The organism is Alteromonas sp. ABV2_168 (assembly GCF_056161165.1).
Genome location: NZ_JBSWYQ010000003.1, coordinates 68,928 through 88,996 on the forward strand (window position 1 = coordinate 68,928; position 20,069 = coordinate 88,996).

The window sequence follows — 20,069 nt, forward strand, 5'->3', positions numbered from 1 at the left end:
GCGATATGCTTCATCCATTGAAAATGGAAGGAGGCTTTATGAGTCTATTATTTAACAGTATTTCTCTTGCCGGCAAAACGCTTAAAAACCGTATTGTCATGCCCCCGATGACCCGCTCAAGGTCAACGCAGCCCGGTGATGTCGCCAACGATTTAATGGCTACTTATTATGCCCAGCGTGCCAGTGCCGGTTTGATTATCAGTGAAGGTACGCAAATCAGTGAACTGGGCAAGGGCTACGCCTGGACCCCGGGCATTTACACCGGAGCGCAAGTCGAAGGCTGGAAGAAGGTCACAAATGCCGTTCACAAGGCAGGAGGTGTGATGTTTGCGCAACTGTGGCACGTTGGCCGCGTATCCCACGAAAGTAATACGGGTGGCAAACAGCCGGTTTCTTCGTCAGCGCTTCAGGCTGAGGGCGTGAAGGTATTTATCGACGAAAATAGCTCACCGGGTTTTGTGCAATCTTCTGTACCCAGAGCACTCAGTAAAGAAGAAATCAAAGCGGTCGTTGAAGATTACCGGCACGCGGCGCAATGTGCCAAAGATGCCGGATTTGATGGCATCGAGCTGCATGGAGCCAATGGCTATCTCATCAACCAGTTTCTTGATTCACAAGCCAACAACCGTACTGATGAATACGGCGGCAGCCTGGAGAACCGTCTGCGGTTCCTGAAAGAAGTCGTGTCTGCCGTCAGCACGGTGTTCGACAGTCGCGCAGTGGGGATCCGTCTGGCTCCGCTGACGACGTTGAACGGTGCGGTAGACGAAAACCCTGAGCAGACGTACGTTGAAGCGGTGCGGGCCCTGAATGAGTTAGAGGCCGGCTATGTACATATCGCTGAAGCCGACTGGGATGATGCGCCGGAAATGGCGGTAAGTTTTAAACAGGCCATCCGCGAGGCGTTTGACGGTATTTTGATTTATGCCGGCAAATATACCCGTGACCGCGCTGAACAGGCGCTGGAAGAAGGATGGGCTGATATGATTGGTTTCGGTCGCCCCTTTGTATCGAATCCCGATCTGCCTGCCCGTTTACAACAAGGCATCGCGCTGGCAGAGCATGATCCTGATACCTTGTTCGGTGGCGCAGAGAAAGGTTATACCGATTATTCTGTCGCGTCATAACGGTTATCAGAGATAAACTGCTTCATCAACAGCAGCGGACTAGTGTTCCGCTGTTGTTATCAGCGCCCGGCATAAGGTTTCAGTGAGCGGGTGCTGTGTTTCATGTTCAAATTTCAAAAAGTACGGGCAGGGATTCGCTTCCAGGAAGATAAACTCGCCTTTAGTGTTACACCGCCAGTCAATGGCGCACCATTTCATCCCGAAAGCAGCGCAAATTGTTCTGGCCAGTGAGCGGATATCCTCAGGGACGTCTGTAGCCTGCGCCTCTGCGCACTCATCAGTACGGTAATCCGGCTTATCCGAGTAGATAATACCGGAAAAAACCTCATCACCAATAACGTACGTCCGCACATCAAGCCCGTCAATCCGGGCCTGTAACGTCACCGCACCGGTATCCTGCTGATGCAGAAGTTCACTGAGATACACGCCATGCTGACGAAGCAAGGTGGTGTGGGCACCACCGGAAACCGGTTTGACAATGACATCCTGAAACTGCTCAGCGAAGTGTTTGAGGGCAGTGACATCATTGCTGATGAGCGTATCGGGAATGATGGCGCCCAGTGCCGATGCTGTTTGCAATTGCACGGGCTTGGCCTGGTGAAAACGAATGGCACTCAGCGGGTTATACCAGCGCTCAGGCTGATGATAAAAAAGCGGCGAAAGTGCACTGATTTGATTTTTACCGGCAACAGGATTTGTTGCCGGTGGAGCTGAAAAGCGCTGCCACCAAAAGGCGCCGGCTTCGTCAATATCCACGTATTCGTTATCGACAACAAGCGTGAAGGCATTTTTAAGCGGTTGCCATTGCAACTTTAACTGATCGCCCAGGTTCGCCGTATTGAGGATCAGTGTTTCTTCCTGAAGGTCGTGAAGTGTTGTCACTACATGCTGTAGTTGATGGTCTGATTCATCACCCAGACAAAGAATCATACATTACGCCCTTTTAAGAATGATGCTGACGCCAACAGGTGCGGGAGACAACCCTGTCTGCGCAGCATCATCAGACCTGAAATCAGTAAACCGATTCTTCCGGGTAATCGCCACCATTTTCACCCAGCGCCAGGGTGAAATAGCGGGGCGGGATTAAGATGGCTTTGTCTTCTGTGACCGGCGTAGTTTGTACCGGGCCGGCGCCTGATACTTCGCAGGCTTCTTCATTCGTTAACGGGCGGGGTGTTGTTGTTTCTTTCATGATGTTCTCCTTGAACAGGTTATTTTTCCGTTACGGGTTTTGTTGCGCATAACTCACAACAGGTTTTAGTTTACCGGGTCTTCCGGCGCTGTCTTCTGGCTAAAAGTCCGGTTATCACCCACGCCGGGTTTCAGATAGGGCGACTGGCCAACTGTGTCTGAAACCCCTTGCAGGTAGCAGGTTAAAATGGTCTCGCGCAGACTCATTATCCAGCACAAATTAAACGTCAAACCCACCACCCACATATCGGGTAATGTACTGGTAATCGCGAAATAAATCAGGCAGCACAGCGATGCTGCAGCCATGGGAATGAGACTGTTCATAAACAGGACTTCTGTCTCAAACGCCACGGTTTTATTGATACGAAAGGACATTGCTATCCCTCTTGCTCTATCCGTGTACCGGGCTGATGAAACTGCCGGTAGTAGCTCGCCATCAGTGAGGTACGGTTGTGGATATCCAGCTTGCGGTAAATGTTGGCGCAGTGAAATTTCACCGTTCTCTCGCTGATAAATAGCTGGGAAGCGATTCGCTTATTCGGCAGCCCTTCCATAATTTTATGGGCAACCTGCAGTTCCCGGCGGGAAAGCTGCTCCAGGCGATCATTGATAGGGGTTGGATTAGTCATGACTCTCTCCTTGTTGTTCAATAACGGGGTTGGTACTGACGGGGTAGATTTCGGTTAATTTGCCTGCTTCAAGCCGGAACACACGGTCTGCCATGGCGATGGTTTGCGGCCTGTGGGCGATAATAATGCGGGTGATGTTCAGCTGTTTCAGGTTGTGGTTTACCTGTGCTTCGTTGTGCATATCAAGGTGACTGCTTGCTTCATCGAGGAACAGGATCTGCGGCCGTTGATACAGTGCCCTGGCCAGCATAATCCGCTGGATCTGACCGCCGCTCAGGGTGCTGCCCATGTCGCCGACCAGTGTCTGGTACTGCATTGGCATGGCTACAATGTCATCGTGAATACAGGCCAGTTGTGCCGCGCCTGCTGCCCGCTGAATATCAGGAGAATCACAATAGCCGGCTATATTTTCAAGAATGCTGCCGTTGAGCAGGGCGTCATCCTGATACACTGCCGAGGATACGCCCTTCAGTGCGCCCTGACTGACAGGCTTTGTGCCGAAATATACTGAGCCTGAACTGAGCGGGTGAATACCGGTAATACATTTAAGTAACGTTGATTTTCCGCAGCCGCTTGCGCCGGTGATCGCTATGACTTCGCCGGGGGCAACAGTCAGGTTGATATTTTCAAGTACCGGTGCTGAAAAGCTGTCGTAAGCATAGCTGACCTGTCTGAGGGATAAAGTTGCCGGGCCGGTATTGTCTGTGCCGTCTACACCGGAAAAAGCGACTGGTACGTCTTCACATTCAGCCAGCACCACATCTGATAGCCGGTCAATGTGTAGCGATAACATACGCCATTCCAGTGCGGTGGTGATCAGACTTTCAGCGGCGGTAACAAAGCGGTTTTTGTAGCTGATAAACGCATACAGCATACCGGTGGTCAGTGCATTTTCCATAGCCATCTGTGCGCCAAGGTAAATCACTACAATGTTTTCGGCACCGGTGATGACCTGTTTGGCAATGCTGGTACGCAAACCCCATTTGCCGATACTGATGTCTGCATTTAAGGATGATGTCAGCCGGTTCAGCCAGTGGCCGTGGCGGCTCGCCTCCAGGTTAAATTGCTTGATTGTCTGAATGGCCCGCATGGATTCGATGAAGTGCGTTTGCTCCTTTGAAGCCAGCTCCAGTTTGTTGGCGTGATGAGGCCGGACGCAATGCCAGGCAAACACGCGGAACAGCGCATACAAAAAGGTGATAACAATGACTACCGTGGCCAGAAGCGGCGCATAAACATACATGACTGCCACTGTCACCAGTGCCATCAGTCCGTCCATGATCACGGTAATGAAGCTGGCAGTGAGAAAATCCCGCAATGCATTTAATGAACTGAAACGGGAAATAATGTCGCCGGTGTGCCGGCTGTGAAACCATTTTAGCGGCAGTTGCAGTAAATGACTGAATACCCTGGCGCTCATCAGCAGTTGCAGGCGGCTGGTGAAGTGTAAAAGGATATGTTGGCGTAACGCTGAAGTCAGACATTCAATTAACAGAAAAAGCGCAAAGCCTATGGTTAATGCGGTCAAAAAGTCAGACGATCCTGCGGGCAGCGCATCATCTACCACCATTTGCATGTAATAAGGAGACAACAGGGCAAATAACTGAATAAGCAGGGTAATACAGAAGGTAAGCAGCAAGGTTCTGCGAAGCCCGCTGAGACCTGAGAAGAAACTGCTTATTGTCAGCTTTGGGGTAGCCGTGACCGGTGTAAAAGCCGGGGCCGGAGAGACTTCCAGAGCAATGCCGGTGAAATGAGCGGAAAAACGGGATAACGGCATTTTACGTTTACCCGTGGCCGGATCATGAATGGTTACGCTGTTTTTGTTCACTGCGGTGAGTACCACAAAATGCTTCATATCCCAGTGAACTACGCAGGGCAATTGCAGTTTTGGCAGATCATCCAAGTCCAGTTTCAGCGCTCTTGCAGATAAAGAAAGGCGCTTAGCGATGGTAATAATGTCTCCCAGCGTTGCCCCTTTCAGTGACAAGCCATATTCCTGCCGGAGTTCGGCCAGTGTTCTTTTATCGCCATGGGCCTGCAATATCATACACAGGCAGGCCAGTCCGCATTCTGCGGCTTCCGCCTGATACACCACCGGTGTTTTAACAGAACGGCGAAGGGAAGGGAGCGGGTTTGCTGATAAGAGGGCCTGCATTACCACGCCCCTTTTACAGACAGTAATGGTGCGAAAAGCCATTCAATCAGGCTGGACTCCCGTGTCGTCACATCGGCACTGAAGGTCATGCCGCTTCTCAGTGGTGTTTCCTGTCCGTAGGTGGCGATGCTTTGTTTATTCAGCGAAACCTGAACCAGATATGCCGGTTCGTCTGTGGTGACAGGAAACCATTGCTTACTCTGTGGCTGGATAAGATCGTCAGATATTTGCGTAATAACACCGTCAACGGTGCCGTATTGCTGATAAGGGAAAGCATCCAGTTTAATGCGGACTGACTGACCCTGTTGCAGTAAACCTGCCGACCGGGCTGGCAGCAACACCTTACCGGTAAGGGTGTCAGAAGAGGGTTGTATATTCAGTAGAGGTTTAGACGTATTGATGAAGTCACCGCTACGTACAGACAAATCGGATACCACACCAGCTCTTGATGCGGTAATCACCTTCTTGTGCTGACTGTCCCACTGCAGCATCTGATTGCGTAATGCACTGAGTTGATGCTGAAGATCAAGGCGCTCCTGCTCCTGACTGGCGGGGAGCCTCGCCAGCTCGTGGCGATTTTCGTCAAGGTAGGCGAGCTTACTTTCACGCTCCCGCTGGTATTCCAGTAATTCCTGCTTTAGCGATAACACAGCACGGGCGGCACTGAGATGTTCATTTTTCGCCAGTAATCTGGCATCGGCGAGTGTTGCCATCGAGTTAGCAGACGTTTCTGCCAGAGCGATCCGCTGGCCTACCAGCTCAATGAGTCCGTTAAGCTTGCTAATATCCCGCTCCAGTTGCGTGCCGGTATTTCTGGTCGTTGCAATTGCCAGTTTATGGGCGACAGTGAGATAGCGTAGTTGTTGTTCAAGCTGTTCCTGCTGAACTTCATACTGACTGTGCACTGCAAAATGCACGTCTTCGCCGGAGCCCAGCGTCTGGCCGCTGTTGATTTTAAGTAAGGGGGTTCCCGCCTCAACCTCATCGCCATTTTTCACGAGAATAGCGGCAACCCGTCCGCCGGTATTGTCCGGATAAACCGGCGTACTGCCTTCTGACATTTCCAGCCAGCCGTTGATCCGGGTGAAGGTTTTGTATTCCTGACTATTCAGATACCAGGCCATCACGATGACCCAACCTGTTACCATCAGGCTGATCATCCTGACAGGCAAAGACGGTAAAACAAATACGTCTCCCTGACTGGCTGTCAGCTGATGTTGCAAAGCCTGTTGTCTGAACAGCTTGTGTTCCATGATTTACTCCTTGCTAAATAAAAGTCCGGCAGATTACCCCTGAACAGCATCCTTAACTGATCAATTGAATCCCTGGCATCGTAGTCCCTGACACCTCCTTTTCCGGTAACAGGGGCAATCTGTCGAAAACACATCAGCGTCCTGCTGACGGAATTAAATTTACAAGAAGCAGTGCCGTAGGCTTTCAAATCACGGACACTGGATAATTTGTGTACAAAAAATGTGCGTTATGTCCGTTTTTGTTAAGTCATGTCCGTTTCAGGCAAGTCCTGAAAGGTTGACGGGGGTCAACCCAGTGGCTGGTTTGACCGGGAAAGAAGTGAAATTGTTGTTAACTGACGCTACTGTATTACATTGATAATAAGCGCGTCTCAAAAAGCGTCAGCCATTAAAAAGGAAGTGCCTCATGTTTATCCCCAGCATGCTTTTAAAGCAGTTGTATACCCACGGCAGTCTGCAAAAAACGGAAGATGGTTTGTGCTTTATGCTGAAAAACCGGTTGAAAGACGCCAGTATCAGCGAAATTTTACATATCGTGCTGGATGGCAATCATATTCCGAAAGAGAAAATTACTCTGAAAGTCGGGGCGGACATGCTGCTCTCTGCCGAGGAAATTAATGCAAAAGGGGACATTTCTTTTCCGCTACGGGAAGTTATTACGGTTTTTTTGAACGTGCGGGCAAAGGCCGGGCCTGAAAAGCTTAAATTGGGACTTTCTTTCAAGGCCTCTCCATTCGGTAAGCTGAAGTTTGAAGTCGAAGACAACATTTCAGACATCAGTGCCAAACCGGAGGGGATCCCAAGAGATCTCCATGACGACTATCAGGCAGAAATCATCAAAGCCCGTCAGGCATATTTCGCTTCTGCAACCGGCGCGCCGGTGAATCATGTAGGCAACTATTCCATCGACCCCAACACACTCAAAGGCAATATTGAGCACTTTATTGGTGTGGCGCAGGTGCCCATTGGCATAGCGGGTCCGCTCACCATCGACGGAGAATATGCGAAAGGCGATTTTGTGGTGCCGCTGGCTACCACTGAAGGCACGCTGGTGGCGTCTTATAACCGTGGCATGAAGCTATTGAATATGAGCGGAGGTGTAAAAGCAACGGTGGTTGATGATGCCATGCAACGGGCACCGGTTTTTGTTTTTTCTGATGCGCGCGGGGCACGGGATTTCGTTAAATGGATAAATCAAAATATTGAAAAGATCCGTGAGGAAGCAGAAGCGACATCTTCGGTGGCGAAGCTGACTTACATCGACCATTTCCTGTCTAACAAATTTGCGTTTCTCCGTTTTAACTACAGAACCGGAGATGCCGCCGGTCAGAATATGGTGGGGCGCGCCACATTTGCTGCCTGTGGCTGGATCATGGATCACTACGAAGGGATTGTGAATTTTTATCTGGAGTCTAACTTTGCCACCGACAAAAAGGCCTCGCAGATAAATATTATGCGGACCCGGGGAAAACGGGTTACTGCAGAGGCTACCATCAAGCGCGAGCATTTACTTAGCGTAATGCGCGTGGAACCAAAACAAATTGATTATCATGGCAGAGTAGCGGGTATCGGTTCGTTTTTATCCGGCGTCAATAACACCGGCCTGCATTCGCCTAACGGTATCACCGCCATGTTCATTGCCACGGGACAGGATGTCGCTAATGTCTCTGAATCCTCGGCGGGGATCATGTACTCCGAGCTCACCGAAGAAGGGGATTTATATGTCTCGCTGACTATCCCTTCTCTGATTGTTGCTACCTACGGCGGTGGAACCGGCATAGGTACACAGAAAGAGTGCCTGGAGCTGATGGATTGTTACGGCAAAAATAAAGTGTACAAATTTGCCGAGATTGTAGGAGCGGTGGCACTGGCCGGAGAGATCTCGCTGGCTTCGGCCATTTCTTCATCTGACTGGGTGTCATCTCACGAACAATACGGACGTAACCGGTAACTGAGACGCCGTGCGGGTAACATTCTGAAACTGATCTCCCTTTGCGCAGAGAACTGACCATGCAGTAAACTTTACCGGTGGCATGGTTAAGCAAACAGGGAGTGTTGCTATGCAGAAATCTGCTCAGTATCGTCTTATCTATTTCGTTCTGATGGTCGCTACATTTGCCGGCGGCTATTACTTTCTACCTGACACAATCCGGTTACCGCAGGATAAGTGGCTCACCGCACTTTTTGCAGGCCTGTATTTTATTGTTTTGCCTGCAGCGTACTATGTTTGTGTTGTTGTGAAAGGCAAACAGAAACTGTGGAAAATAATCATCAGTTTTAGTCTCGCGGCGGTGGCCGCGCGGTACACCTTCCCTGAAGATCTTGCTGCTTATTTTGAGTTTATTTCCTGGCTACGTTATCCCATTGCGGCAGTGCTTATTATTCTCGAATTTGCATTGGTTTATATGGTGGTTAAAAGCTTGTGGAAAGCCCGCCATCTTCCCGGTGATCCGAGATTGCATGCTCATAAAGCGTATGCAGAGGATGACAAAAAACGAATGACTGCTGTTTTATGGGCCCATGAACCGGCATCCTGGTTTTATGCCATTCCCCGGTTTACCCGCCGGCATGTGTCGCCCGTGGGGAAACTACATACCAAATCAGACAGCGTGATTTATCAATGCGTGCTGACAGGCGGAATAGTGTTTGCGGCTGCGCTTTCATACTGGCTTTTGGCTGAATGGAGTCATACCGCAGCGGTTATCGTTTGCAGCCTGATCCTCTGGACGATGATTTCTGCCATTGCCAGTATCCGTATAGGAAAGCATTTCTCGCTGTATATTCAGGACGATGATCTGGTCATCAATCCGGGTTTCTACAGTACCCTGTTCGCCAGGCTGTCTGCCATTGAGTCTGCAGAGGCAGGGAGCTGGAGCAGAGCTGACTGTGGTGATGCATTGATTTTGGGGCAGGGTGATGAAGCTAACGTGCGCATCAGATTCAGTAAGCCGGCGCTGTTATATTCAATGATGGCGACATTTGAAGACTGGCAGGATGAGGTTTATCTTATTTGCCGCGATCCACAACAGGTCGCTGACAGTCTCAAACCTGCGATGGCGTTGCCAGCAGCATGAAATAAAAAGGGCGCCTTATCAGGCGCCCGTACAGGTTTAAGGTATCAATGCCTCCAGTGATACATATGCGCTTTGGCGTTGATTTCCTGCGCAGTCTCTTCCGGCATAAACAGTTTGTTATCTGCCTCGAAGAAGAACGGCTTACGCAGTTTACGGCTGCCCACCTCATTCATCGTCGCAGCCTCATAAACCCGTCCGTTCAGCACGGTATACTCAACAAATTCGCTTCTGCGGATATCGCTCAGTACATCACCGTCAATCACAACTAAGTCGGCCAGCTTACCTTTTTCTATACTGCCAAGGTCGTTACCCATGCCTAAGTGTTTGGCACCGTCAATGGTTCCGCCACGCAGGGCTTCCCATGGCGTGAAACCACCCTGAGCCATACTCCACAATTCCCAGTGAGCGGCTAAACCTTCACGCTGGCCATGGGCACCGATGTGCACGCTCACACCTTTGTCGCGCAGTGTTTTTGCATACGCTGCCACTTCGAAGTGATTGTACTGGTTATCCGGTGCGGTAGGACGGCGGATAGCACGGCTGTCGAGAATGGTTGACGGCACATAGCGTAGCAGGCGCTCGTTCTTCCACACTTCAGTTCTGTCGTACCAGTACTCTTCACCCATCAGGCCACCATACGACACCACGAAGGTTGGTGTGTAACCCGATTCTGTGGCTGCCCATAACTGGTTAACATCATCATAGCCTTTCGCCACAGGGAAACTGTGCTCAAGACCGGTATGTCCGTCTACCACCATAGTCAGGTTCTGCTGCATTTTACCGCCGCCTTCCGGCACAACCATCATCTGCTGTTCGTGTGAAGCCCACAGAATTTGCTGACGTTGGTCCCGACGGGGCTGGTTATAACTTTTTACTGAAATCGCACCAGCTTCTTTCAGCCTTTCAACATGGAAATACGCATCATCGTAGTTGTTGATAATGGCTTTATAACCCAGTGACTCGGCACCGTATAAAATCGCGCCGGTGGAATAAATGCGCGGAGCAATAATATCGCCATGTCGTTGCAACTCTGAGGCGGCAAAGATTTCAGTGGTGTCGTTGGATGGATCGTGAATCGTGGTCACACCAAATGCTACGTTGGCAAATTGTCCCCAGTTTTGTTGAGGAATAATTTCGTTACGCCCCTGAGAACCGTGAGCATGGGCATCGACTAAGCCCGGAATAATGGTTTTTCCGTGGGTATCGATGCGCATGGCGTCATCAGGAATAGTAATATCGTCAAGTGAGCCAACGGCTTCAATCCGGTTATCGCGAATAAGCACTACGCCGTTTTCGATGACTTCCTGTGTGTTATCTGCATCACGCATGGTAACGACTTTGCCGCCGACCAGCGCTTTGTAGCCACCGGGTTTATCTGCCTTCGATTTGAAAGACAGGTTCATGCCTTTGGTTTCCGGTTCCGGCAGTGCATCTTTTTCTTTACCGGCAACAAAAGTAAATGCATCTTCCAGTGCGCGCTCGTAATACACCGGTCCGTGGAACCAGCCTACCGACGTACTATCAGGACTCCAGTTCAGGTACTCGCCGGCGCGGGCAGAGAGCTGTGTAACCGGTAATGATGTCATGTCCGGTCCCAGCGTAATTTTCTGACCATTGTCTACGAATGGTGCTACGTAGGTCTTGAACTGGTAAACAAAAGCCACCCACTTTTTATCATGAGACAAACGATATTCGCTGACTTTATCCGCGCCGTATAAATGCGTGCGTTTGTCTTCACCGCGTAAATTAGTGCTGCTCAATTGCGTTTCAGGGTAAGCAGAACCGCCGGCGCGTTCGGTGAAATACACACGACCATCATCACCGGCAAAATGGGGTTGTGCACCACTTTCGCTGACTCTGACTTCAGTGTCGTTCTTCAAATCAGCCACATATAACCCCGGCTCTACCGAATAAGTAGGATCTAACAAATAGCCGCCGCTGAATTTCCGGAATGCGACATAACGGCCATCCGGTGAGAAGCTTGGCTCTACATAATGCCCCGGCTTTTTGGTGATCACTTTCCCTTTGCCACCTTTGGCAGAAACTATGCGTACATCACCCAGCTTTTCGTCATTCCAGGTGGTGTACACAATGAACTTTCCATCGTTGGTATAACGGGGAAAATATTCATCGTGCTCATTTTGTTTCGTAAGGCGGGTCATTTTGCCGCTTTTAATATCTTTAACATAAAGCTTGCCCAGGGCCTGGAACAATATACTTTTGCCGTCCGGCGACTTTTGCGACCAGCGAATCATTTTTACATCGAATTCTTCCGGTGCCACATCCACATCGAAGCGCAGTGCATCTGCATAATGCAGTGTCGCTTTTACGCTGACATCAATATCTCCGATATTGCCGGTTTTAATGTCGATGTTGTGAAACTTACCACCTGTCCAGTAAACCAGAGACTGGCTGTCGGGCATCCAGTCGTAATAGGCAAAGTAGCCTTCTGAACCAAAGCCTTCCTGCATATCCCGCTCAAGGGTAAGGGTTAGCGGTTTCTCAAGGCCGGTTTCCAGCTCTTTGAGGAAAAGCCCGGTTTTGTTTTTAACCCTGCGGATAAAGGCGATGTATTTACCATCCGGTGAGGGCACAGGTACAATAGCGCCACCGGTGCCACTGATAAAACTGTCCTCTTTGCCGGTTTCGCGGTCGAAGCGGGTGATGTCGAAAATCCCTTCAAGGGGATCTCTGTTGTACTCGAAGCCTGCACCCAGCACGGTGTTGTGGGTGTAATAGATGTACTGGCCATCATGTGAGAACACCGGGTCGGCAATATTTTGCTGGTCTGCGTTCCCGTGCTCGCGGGCTTTGATTTGCAGACCGTCACCACCGGCAATGTGATACATCCAGATTTCACCGGCCGGAATACTCCGGCTGGACATAATCCCTTTGGTGGCAACAATGTACTGCCCGTCCGGACTCCATTTCGGAGAATGAATGATGTTTTTCTTTTCCGTAGTCACCTGACGCAAATTACTGCCGTCGATATCCATCACCCACACATTGGACAAACCGCCGCGGTCTGAGATAAACGCAATATGCTTACCGTCCGGCGAAATGGCGGGATGAATGTTCCAGGCAAAATCCTGTGTTAGCGACGTTGCAGCGCCGCCGGATAACGGCACTTTATACAAATCGCCAAGCATATCGAACACCATAAATTTGCCATCCGGTGAGATGTCCAGGCTGGACCAGGTGGTTTCGCTGGTTTCAATATCCACGCTGTTAAGTGCGAAGGGAGGCTTGAGCACATCCCAGTTTTCGTTTTCTGATTTGTCTGTCGTTTCGGCCAGTGCAGCACTGCTGCCCAGCATCAGGCTGACAGCAAGTGCCAGACTGTTTCGGGTGATTTTTATCATTATGCGTTCCGGTAAAGGTACTTGTTGTGTGTTATGCGGCTGGCTGGCATCAATGCCGGCGAACAGCCCGTTTCCCGTTCAGAAGCATACGACACGGCTTACCGGATTTGCAAAGCGGATGGTTTTACTAAAGAGGTTATTCATCGTATCTGGAGGTTTACGACAACGACCCGCAAACTGAGACAGACCTAAAGCGATGCGGAAGAAGGGTCCAGTTCAGTGAGGATCCAGCGGATGCACAAATGAAAAAATGACACCATTAAGGCTGAAAAACCGCTCATCACCAGGTTTGCAGTCAGAACATAGGTTGCAACAAACGCAACAGCGAACAACACAGCGACAGTTGAAATACCCGCTCTCATAATATAACTCTCCATTAAATTTAATGAATGTATTATGCGCGGTATTTCAGAAAGTGCGTAACGGGACTAATTGATAGACTTAATCTTAAAAATTAATCAAACGCACCTTGCATGACCCGGGAGAAAAAGTGGGGCTTTAACGGGTGTTTGTGGGTGTAAAGTTTGGCCCGGCTTCGTTTGACAATTTTACTGTCACCGGTTTCTTCCACTGACATACTTTCTTCAATCCGGTCTCTGAAGTTCTTTTTGTGCAGGGGTTTGCCAAGCACGATTTCATACACCGTTTGCAATTCTGAGAGGGTAAACGGATTCTTGAAAAAGTAATTGGGTTCGGTACTGTATTTTGCGCGGTGATAAAGCCGTTGAAAGGCTTTCTGTATAAGTTGCTGATGGTCAAACGGCAGTGTCAGTGAGGGTGAATCACGCAGAAAATCGCTGACATCATGCCAGTGAACATGCTCAAGACACGGCGCAGAGTCGTCCACCAGACACAAATAAGGACAGGTAATACTCCATCCCTCCGGATCCCGGCTGATGTTACCCTCAAATTCCAGTTTAGCGATATAAGACGGGCTCAGGCCCACCTTTGACTGCAAATTGCGAAGGAGTGTGTCGTTGAGTGTCTGATCCTTGTCGGTATGAACAAATCCGCCCGGCAATGCTAATACGTTGGCATATACCCGCGCATCAGCAGGGCGGCGGATCAGGGCAACTTCCAGCTTATCAGCACGGATACGCAATAAAATGGCGTCAATGGTACACACCGGGGTCGGGTAAGCAGTTTCACGCATATAACTGATGCCTGTTGATGTAGTCAGCCACGGAAGGGGTTATCAGCGATGTTGCGGCATTCCCCTCTGCCAGCGCCTCACGGACCATGGTTGAACGGATAGATTGCCGTTCAGGTACCACCAGAACATGCCACTTTTCTTCAATTTCCTGCGCTTTATAAAACTTCGGCCAGTTTGCTTTGTTATCCGGCCCGATGACGAAAGTAAGCTGATCGCCGCTAAACTGCGTATTGTGTAAGTAAGACAGTACATCGTAGGTGTACACAGGGCTTTCACCGTCACTGATGAGATGCTCAACGGGCAGGGCATGTATACGGTCATCCTGAAGATCACTCACGAACGCATTCAGCATGGCAACCCTGTGACTGTAATCAATCATGTTTTTCGCGAATGCGTGGCAAAAAGAAGGGATGAGCACTACCCGTTCATAGTGATTTGCATGTGCCAGAATCGATTCAATCGCATCAGCATGCCCCTTTGTGGGCGGATTAAACGCTGAACCAAACACCGCTACTTTCATATTGAATACCTTCTTAATGAGTGTTTTTAAAATACTCATTAGTTACCAGAAAGGCAAATAAAACCACGACTTAAAAGACTCCAAATAGGTTAGGTAGTGATTGATTAAATTTTGATTGACTTTAAAGGGTATTGATAGAATACTCTTTAAAAAGTGAGGAGCTTATTGATGACAATTGCATCCGTTAACGTTGATCCGCAAAAAGGGTTTACCCCTTTATGCCCCGATGAACTGCCTGTTCCGGGCGGAGATGAGATCGTACCGGCGTTGCTGGCGCAAAATGCACTGGCGGATTTCATTGTGGGTTCCAGCGATTCTCATTGTGATGCAGCCTTGTTCCGGGTGGAGAACGACGATGAACAGTTTCAACCGCTGGAGCATCCGAATACCGATTGCACATTTAAAATGCACTGCAAGCCGGGAACAAAAGGCTTTGAGCTGCTTGACGGTTTACCTGCGCCCACAGAGTACGATTTTTTCGTCTGGAAAGGCGTGGCTCCCGACCTTCATCCCTATGGCGCCTGTTACCATGACCTGGCTGAAAAGCTGTCCACAGGGTTAATCGAGTACTTACGCTGTAATGACGTGACAACAGTAATTGTAGGTGGCCTGGCGACAGATTTCTGTGTCGCTACTACCGCCCGTCAGCTACAAAATACAGGCCGGTTTACTGTCATATTGCACCTTGATGCGTGCCGGGGCATTGCGCCTGACGGTATCGACACCCAAATTCAATCTCTTAAAGAATCAGGAGTTGTCATCGCCGCTACCATCGACGATGTCAAAAAGGCCCTTGCTGCATAATCCACTAAGAAACAAACCCATGTCCCGAAATTCTCTGTTTAAGGAACACTTAAACTTCTCTGCGTTAGATAACGACTTCTACAAAATGAACATGTGGCAGTGTTTTATGCACCAGTTTCCATATGTTGAAGATGTGGAATACCGGTTTGTGGTGCGCAGCGATGTGGATTTACGTCCATACCGGGCTGAAATTCAACAGGAGCTGGAAAAGCTCGACGGCCTCCGGTTTACGCCGGACCAGATAAGCTGGCTGGAATCCATCCCCTGGTACACGAAAGACTTCATTGAGTGGCTTCGAATGTGGTCTTATCAGACACGCTTTTTGCATTTGTCAGAAGAAGACGGTCAGTTGTCGATTCGTGCGAAAGGCCCCCTGATGCACGTACATAACTTTGAGATGCCAGTATTGTCTACCGTGGCAGAAGTGTACAACCGCCGGAACTATCCAAACAAAACCTACGAGGATGTGCGTCAGCCTTTATTCGAAAAGGTGAAATGGCTGAAAGAACAGCATGAAAAGCACGATTTGTCCGGTTTATCCATTGCTGAGTTTGGTACCCGTCGTCGCTTCAGCTATGAAGCACAGCTTACTGTTATTGATATGCTGAAAAGCATGGTGCCGCAATTTCTTACCGGTACATCGAATATGCATCTGGCGAAAGAGTTCGACATTTTGCCAATCGGTACCATGGCCCATGAAATTTTTATGTTGTCCCAGCAAGTTGGCGTGCAGCTGGTGAATTCACAAAAGCACACCCTTGAAGCCTGGGTGAAGGAGTTCCGTGGCCAGTTGGGTTACGCGTTAACCGATACCATTGGTATGGACGCTTTCGTCCGTGATTTCGATTTGTACTTTGCAAAACTGTTCGATGGTTTAAGACATGACTCCGGTGATCCGATAGAATTCGGGGAAAAGGCGATTCGCATGTATGAGAATTTGCATATTGATCCGCGAACGAAAACCATTATTTTCAGTGACGGGCTGGATTTTAAAACCATGGTAACGCTGTTTTTGCGGTTCCGCGGGCGAATCAAAACATCATTCGGGATTGGTACCTTTTTGTCTAACGATGTTCGCGGCGTGACGCCACTGAATATCGTGATGAAACTGGTACGGGTTAACGGTAAGCCGGTGGCGAAAATATCTGATGCGCCGGGTAAAAACCTTTGCGAAGATCCTGAATTTGTAAGCTACCTGAAAAAGGTATTCGAAGTAGACTGGGCATAAGATCACCTATGGCAAATTACACCCGAATCGGCACAGCAGCGCTGCGTCAAATTCCTTTCGACTTTAAGGGCAATGTTTCCCGAATCCTTGGCGCCGTAGAGCGTGCAATGGACGCCCATATCAATATCCTGCTTATGCCTGAACTTGCACTGACAGGCTACGGGTGTGAAGACAATTTCAGTTACCAGGAATTTAACCAGGCGACGGAAGCTGCGCTGAACGATGTGCTCGCCGGCTATCAGGCGCTGGCCCATGAGCGCGAACATGCCGGCAACATGCTTATTGCTATGGGCATGCCGGTGATGTTTCCGGGCGGGCAGGTGTATAACACCACGGCATTTATCAGTGCTGACGGCCTGCATGGCTTTGCCTGTAAACAATATCTGGCCCGTAATGGCTTGCACTATGAGCCGCGCTGGTTTGAAGCCTGGCCACGGGGCAGGGTGGTAAATCATCCGACATTCAACGTGCCTTTTGGTGATGTGGTAGTGAATGCCGGTGGCCTGCGTATTGGCGTGGAAACCTGCGAAGATGCCTGGGTGGCAAACCGTCCGGGGCGTGATCTCTATCATCGTAACGTGGATGTATTATTAAACCCCAGTGCCTCTCACTTCGCGGTAGGCAAAAATTTTATCCGCGAGCAGTTTATTAAAGAAGGCTCCCGTGCCTTTGGCGTGGTGTACGCCTATGCTAACTTAGCCGGAACGGAAAACGGTACCAGCATTTTCGATGGCGGTTCACTGATTGCTTCAGAAGGTAAAGTGGTTTCCCGTGGTGACCGCTTCAACGTGCGCGACGTGGTGATGAATCAGACGCTGGTGAATGTTAGTGCCAACCGTGTTTCCCGCGTTATCAGTTCTGAAACCATCGATATTGACGACACTAATGTGGTGGATATCGAACTGTCACTCACCCTGCCTAACGATGCCGTGCTGGCTGCACGCAGCAACGACCGCGTAGATTCCGCCAAAGACGAGCTGCCGGTATTCTGGGATGCACTCAGTGGTGATGACTACGCCTACACCGAAATCTGCTATGCGCTGGGCAATGGCTTGTGGGACTGGACTACCCGTACTCACACCGACGGTTACGTGGTGAGTTTGTCCGGCGGTGCGGATTCCGCGCTGGTGGCGGCTTCGGTGTATGTGTCGCATTTCGTGGCGCTGGAACAACTCGGCGTACACGATTACCTGGCGACCTTGCCGAAAGGGTTAGCTGCGAAAATAGACGCCATCGCGCCGGGCGAAGATAAAATTGCCTGGCTGAAAGAAAAGGCCATGCCGAAGGTGTTGCTGTGCTTATATCAGGGCACAGATAACTCCTCTGAAACCACGTTCAACGCAGCGAAATATCTGGCGGAAGAAATTGGTGCAACTTTCCATAGCTGGAATATCGAACCGGTGGTACAGCAATATCACTCGCTGGTAAATGGGTTATATCCGGACCGGCCGCTAAGCTGGAAAACCGACGATATCGCCATGCAAAACATTCAGGCCCGCAGTCGTAGTCCGGGTGTATGGATGCTGGCGAACCGTGAGAACAAATTGCTGATTGCGACTTCTAACTTGTCTGAATCAGCACTGGGTTACGCCACCATGGATGGTGATACGTCCGGTGTGATTTCTGTGATTGCCGGTATCAACAAAACCACTATCCGTAAGGTGAATCGCTGGTTGGAAGAAGTGGGACTGCCGCTGTCTGTTGACGGTAAAAGTGCCCGTCATCAACTGAAAGAAATGCACCGCGTGAACGTACAGCAGCCTACTGCGGAACTGCGCCCGGAAGAGCAGACCGATGAAGCGGATCTGATGCCTTACGTGGTGTGCGATTTCATCATGGATTGCTACCTGGCCCGCCAGATGTGGCCAAAGAGCATTCTGGTGGAACTGATGCTCAACGGCTTCGACAAAGAACACGACATGCGCCAACTGGCTGCTTATGTTGAACGCTGGTTCAGACTGTTCTGCCGCAATCCGTGGAAACGCTACGGCACCCGCGCCGGTTTCCACATCGAACAGGTATCGCTTGATCCGAAAACCTTCCACCGCTTCCCGCTGCTGAATAATGGCTTCAGCGAGCAACTACAGCAAATGTGGGATTATGTTGAGGAAGTAGAGGGGTGATACAGGTCATCTGAACAGAAAAGCCGGTTTATGGAAACCGGCTTTTCTCGTTTATACGGCACGCAAATCAGGTCATGGTGACAAACTCTTCGGCGCTGGTGGGGTGAATCGCAATACAGCTGTCGAAATCGGCTTTGGTTGCGCCCATCTTCATGGCGACAGCAAAACCCTGCAGAATTTCATCCATGCCCATTCCTATACCGTGCAGGCCAACCACCCGTTCCTCTTCACCGGCGCATATAAGCTTCATTTTCGTAGCCTGACGGTGTTTGGTGACAGCCGTGTACATGGCGGCAAACGATGACGTGTAAACTTTCAGGTTTTCCTTACCGTAGGCTTCTTCTGCTTCCGGCTCTGTCATGCCCACAGTGCCTATTGGCGGGTGGCTGAATACGACGGTTGGGATGAGATTGTAATCTAGGTGCGCATCGCTTTGGCCATTGAACAAGCGTTCACTGAGCAAACGTCCGGCTTTAATGGCAACCGGCGTCAACTCTGCATGGCCGGTAACGTCGCCCACACAGTACACGCCATCTACCGTGGTGTTCTGGAATTTATCAACTTTAATGAAACCTTTATCGTCGGTGTCGATACCGGTGTTTTCCAACGCCAACTTGTCGCTGGATGGTACCCGGCCAATGGCCCAGATAAGCACATCGGTTTCAATGATTTCACCGGTGGAAAGGGTGATTTTCAGTGAATCGTCATCCTGCTTTTCCACTTTTTCAATTTCTGAAAACTTATGCAGGGCAGGGCCTTCGCTGTCGATAATTTCCGTGAGCGTTTCAGCAATCATGGGGTCGAAATGACGAAGTGGCTGACCATGACGGATAACCAAATCGGTTTTTGTGCCCAGTGAATGCAGTACGCCCGCCAGTTCCACACCAATGTAGCCGGCTCCTGCAACCACTGCCCGTTCGGGCTGTGTTTGCAGGGCAAAGAAGCCGTCGGAGTCGATGCCGTGTTCTGCACCGGGAATATCCGGGAAGCGCGGACGACCGCCAACGGCTATGGTGATATGTTCTGCGGTGTACTGCTCGCCATCTACTTCAATGGTGTGATCGTCAACGAATGTTGCAAAGCCTTTAATAACGGTAATATCGTTGGCACCAAGCACGCGATCATAGGAAGCGTGGATACGCTCAATGTACGCCTGACGGTTGGCCACCATCACTTCCCAGCTGTAGTTATTGACGGTGACATCAAAACCATAGTCAGGGCCATACTTATGAATGGCTTCTGCCACGTTCGCGCCGAACCACATTGCTTTTTTCGGCACACAGCCCACGTTTACACAGGTACCGCCAATATCAGCACCTTCAATGAGTGCGACTTTCTTGCCGTGCTTTGCTGCCCGGTTGGCCGATGCGATCCCGCCACTGCCACCACCAATACAGATATAATCAAAGGTTTTCATAATCATTTGCCCGTTAAGAGTAATATAGCT

General features: G+C 50.0%; 17 protein-coding genes. 6 read left to right on the forward strand and 11 right to left on the reverse strand.

Going from position 1 to position 20,069, the window contains the following annotated elements; genetic code table 11:
* Positions 1–38 precede the first annotated feature (38 nt).
* Positions 39–1,127, forward strand: a complete 1,089-nt coding sequence (locus ACXAH4_RS05885) for an alkene reductase (protein WP_474881132.1) — start codon at positions 39–41, stop codon at positions 1,125–1,127.
* A 39-nt stretch (positions 1,128–1,166) separates the two neighbouring features.
* Here the strand turns inward: ACXAH4_RS05885 and ACXAH4_RS05890 are convergent, their stop codons facing one another.
* The 6 genes from ACXAH4_RS05890 to ACXAH4_RS05915 all read right to left on the reverse strand — a co-directional run bounded on the left by ACXAH4_RS05890 (position 1,167) and on the right by ACXAH4_RS05915 (position 6,358).
* Positions 1,167–2,057 carry an ATP-grasp domain-containing protein gene (locus ACXAH4_RS05890; protein ID WP_474881133.1) on the reverse strand — a complete coding sequence of 297 codons (891 nt, stop codon included), beginning with the start codon at positions 2,055–2,057 and terminating at the stop codon, positions 1,167–1,169.
* 82 nt (positions 2,058–2,139) lie between these two features.
* Positions 2,140–2,319, reverse strand: a complete 180-nt coding sequence (locus tag ACXAH4_RS05895; protein WP_474881135.1) for a hypothetical protein — start codon at positions 2,317–2,319, stop codon at positions 2,140–2,142.
* Between the two features lie 65 nt (positions 2,320–2,384).
* Entirely contained in the window at positions 2,385–2,693 is a 309-nt protein-coding gene (locus ACXAH4_RS05900) for a hypothetical protein (RefSeq protein ID WP_474845256.1), read from the reverse strand.
* 2 nt (positions 2,694–2,695) lie between these two features.
* Complete coding sequence (locus ACXAH4_RS05905; RefSeq protein WP_349583825.1) at positions 2,696–2,947, reverse strand: helix-turn-helix domain-containing protein; 252 nt, start codon at positions 2,945–2,947, stop codon at positions 2,696–2,698.
* Positions 2,940–5,105, reverse strand: coding sequence for a peptidase domain-containing ABC transporter (locus ACXAH4_RS05910; RefSeq protein WP_474881137.1), 2,166 nt, complete (start codon positions 5,103–5,105; stop codon positions 2,940–2,942). Before ACXAH4_RS05910 ends, ACXAH4_RS05905 begins: the two co-directional genes overlap by 8 nt.
* On the reverse strand, positions 5,105–6,358 hold the full coding sequence (locus ACXAH4_RS05915) for an HlyD family secretion protein (RefSeq protein WP_474845251.1): 1,254 nt from the start codon (positions 6,356–6,358) through the stop codon (positions 5,105–5,107). Before ACXAH4_RS05915 ends, ACXAH4_RS05910 begins: the two co-directional genes overlap by 1 nt.
* Before the next feature lie 406 nt (positions 6,359–6,764).
* Here ACXAH4_RS05915 and ACXAH4_RS05920 point away from each other — a divergent pair, with 406 nt between their 5' ends.
* Both ACXAH4_RS05920 and ACXAH4_RS05925 read left to right on the forward strand, forming a co-directional pair.
* A complete protein-coding gene (locus tag ACXAH4_RS05920; RefSeq protein ID WP_474845249.1) occupies positions 6,765–8,309 on the forward strand; it encodes a hydroxymethylglutaryl-CoA reductase in 1,545 nt (514 codons plus the stop codon).
* 109 nt (positions 8,310–8,418) lie between these two features.
* On the forward strand, positions 8,419–9,432 hold the full coding sequence (locus tag ACXAH4_RS05925; protein ID WP_474845247.1) for a hypothetical protein: 1,014 nt from the start codon (positions 8,419–8,421) through the stop codon (positions 9,430–9,432).
* Positions 9,433–9,476: 44 nt separating this feature from the next.
* Here the strand turns inward: ACXAH4_RS05925 and ACXAH4_RS05930 are convergent, their stop codons facing one another.
* The 4 genes from ACXAH4_RS05930 to ACXAH4_RS05945 form a co-directional block, all read right to left on the reverse strand.
* Entirely contained in the window at positions 9,477–12,749 is a 3,273-nt protein-coding gene (locus tag ACXAH4_RS05930; protein ID WP_474881365.1) for an amidohydrolase family protein, read from the reverse strand.
* A 233-nt stretch (positions 12,750–12,982) separates the two neighbouring features.
* The gene (locus ACXAH4_RS05935) at positions 12,983–13,156 is read right to left on the reverse strand and encodes a hypothetical protein (protein WP_161599083.1); all 174 of its coding nucleotides are present in this window, start codon (positions 13,154–13,156) and stop codon (positions 12,983–12,985) included.
* A gap of 92 nt (positions 13,157–13,248) precedes the next feature.
* A complete protein-coding gene (locus ACXAH4_RS05940; RefSeq protein WP_474845245.1) occupies positions 13,249–13,947 on the reverse strand; it encodes an NUDIX hydrolase in 699 nt (232 codons plus the stop codon).
* Positions 13,940–14,506 carry a nicotinate-nicotinamide nucleotide adenylyltransferase gene (locus tag ACXAH4_RS05945; protein WP_474845243.1) on the reverse strand — a complete coding sequence of 189 codons (567 nt, stop codon included), beginning with the start codon at positions 14,504–14,506 and terminating at the stop codon, positions 13,940–13,942. Before ACXAH4_RS05945 ends, ACXAH4_RS05940 begins: the two co-directional genes overlap by 8 nt.
* A gap of 129 nt (positions 14,507–14,635) precedes the next feature.
* On the opposite strand from ACXAH4_RS05945, the gene ACXAH4_RS05950 reads away from it, so the two are divergent.
* The 3 genes from ACXAH4_RS05950 to nadE are packed head-to-tail and all read left to right on the forward strand — an operon-like array spanning position 14,636 to position 18,622.
* A complete protein-coding gene (locus ACXAH4_RS05950; protein ID WP_474845241.1) occupies positions 14,636–15,271 on the forward strand; it encodes an isochorismatase family protein in 636 nt (211 codons plus the stop codon).
* 19 nt (positions 15,272–15,290) lie between these two features.
* Complete coding sequence (pncB, locus tag ACXAH4_RS05955) at positions 15,291–16,499, forward strand: nicotinate phosphoribosyltransferase (protein WP_474845239.1); 1,209 nt, start codon at positions 15,291–15,293, stop codon at positions 16,497–16,499.
* A gap of 8 nt (positions 16,500–16,507) precedes the next feature.
* Positions 16,508–18,622: an NAD(+) synthase gene (gene nadE / locus ACXAH4_RS05960; RefSeq protein ID WP_474845237.1), complete on the forward strand. Its 2,115-nt coding sequence runs from the start codon at positions 16,508–16,510 to the stop codon at positions 18,620–18,622.
* A gap of 67 nt (positions 18,623–18,689) precedes the next feature.
* On the opposite strand, the gene gorA is transcribed toward nadE, so the two are convergent.
* A complete protein-coding gene (gene gorA, locus ACXAH4_RS05965; RefSeq protein WP_474845235.1) occupies positions 18,690–20,039 on the reverse strand; it encodes a glutathione-disulfide reductase in 1,350 nt (449 codons plus the stop codon).
* Between the last annotated feature and the right edge of the window lie 30 nt (positions 20,040–20,069).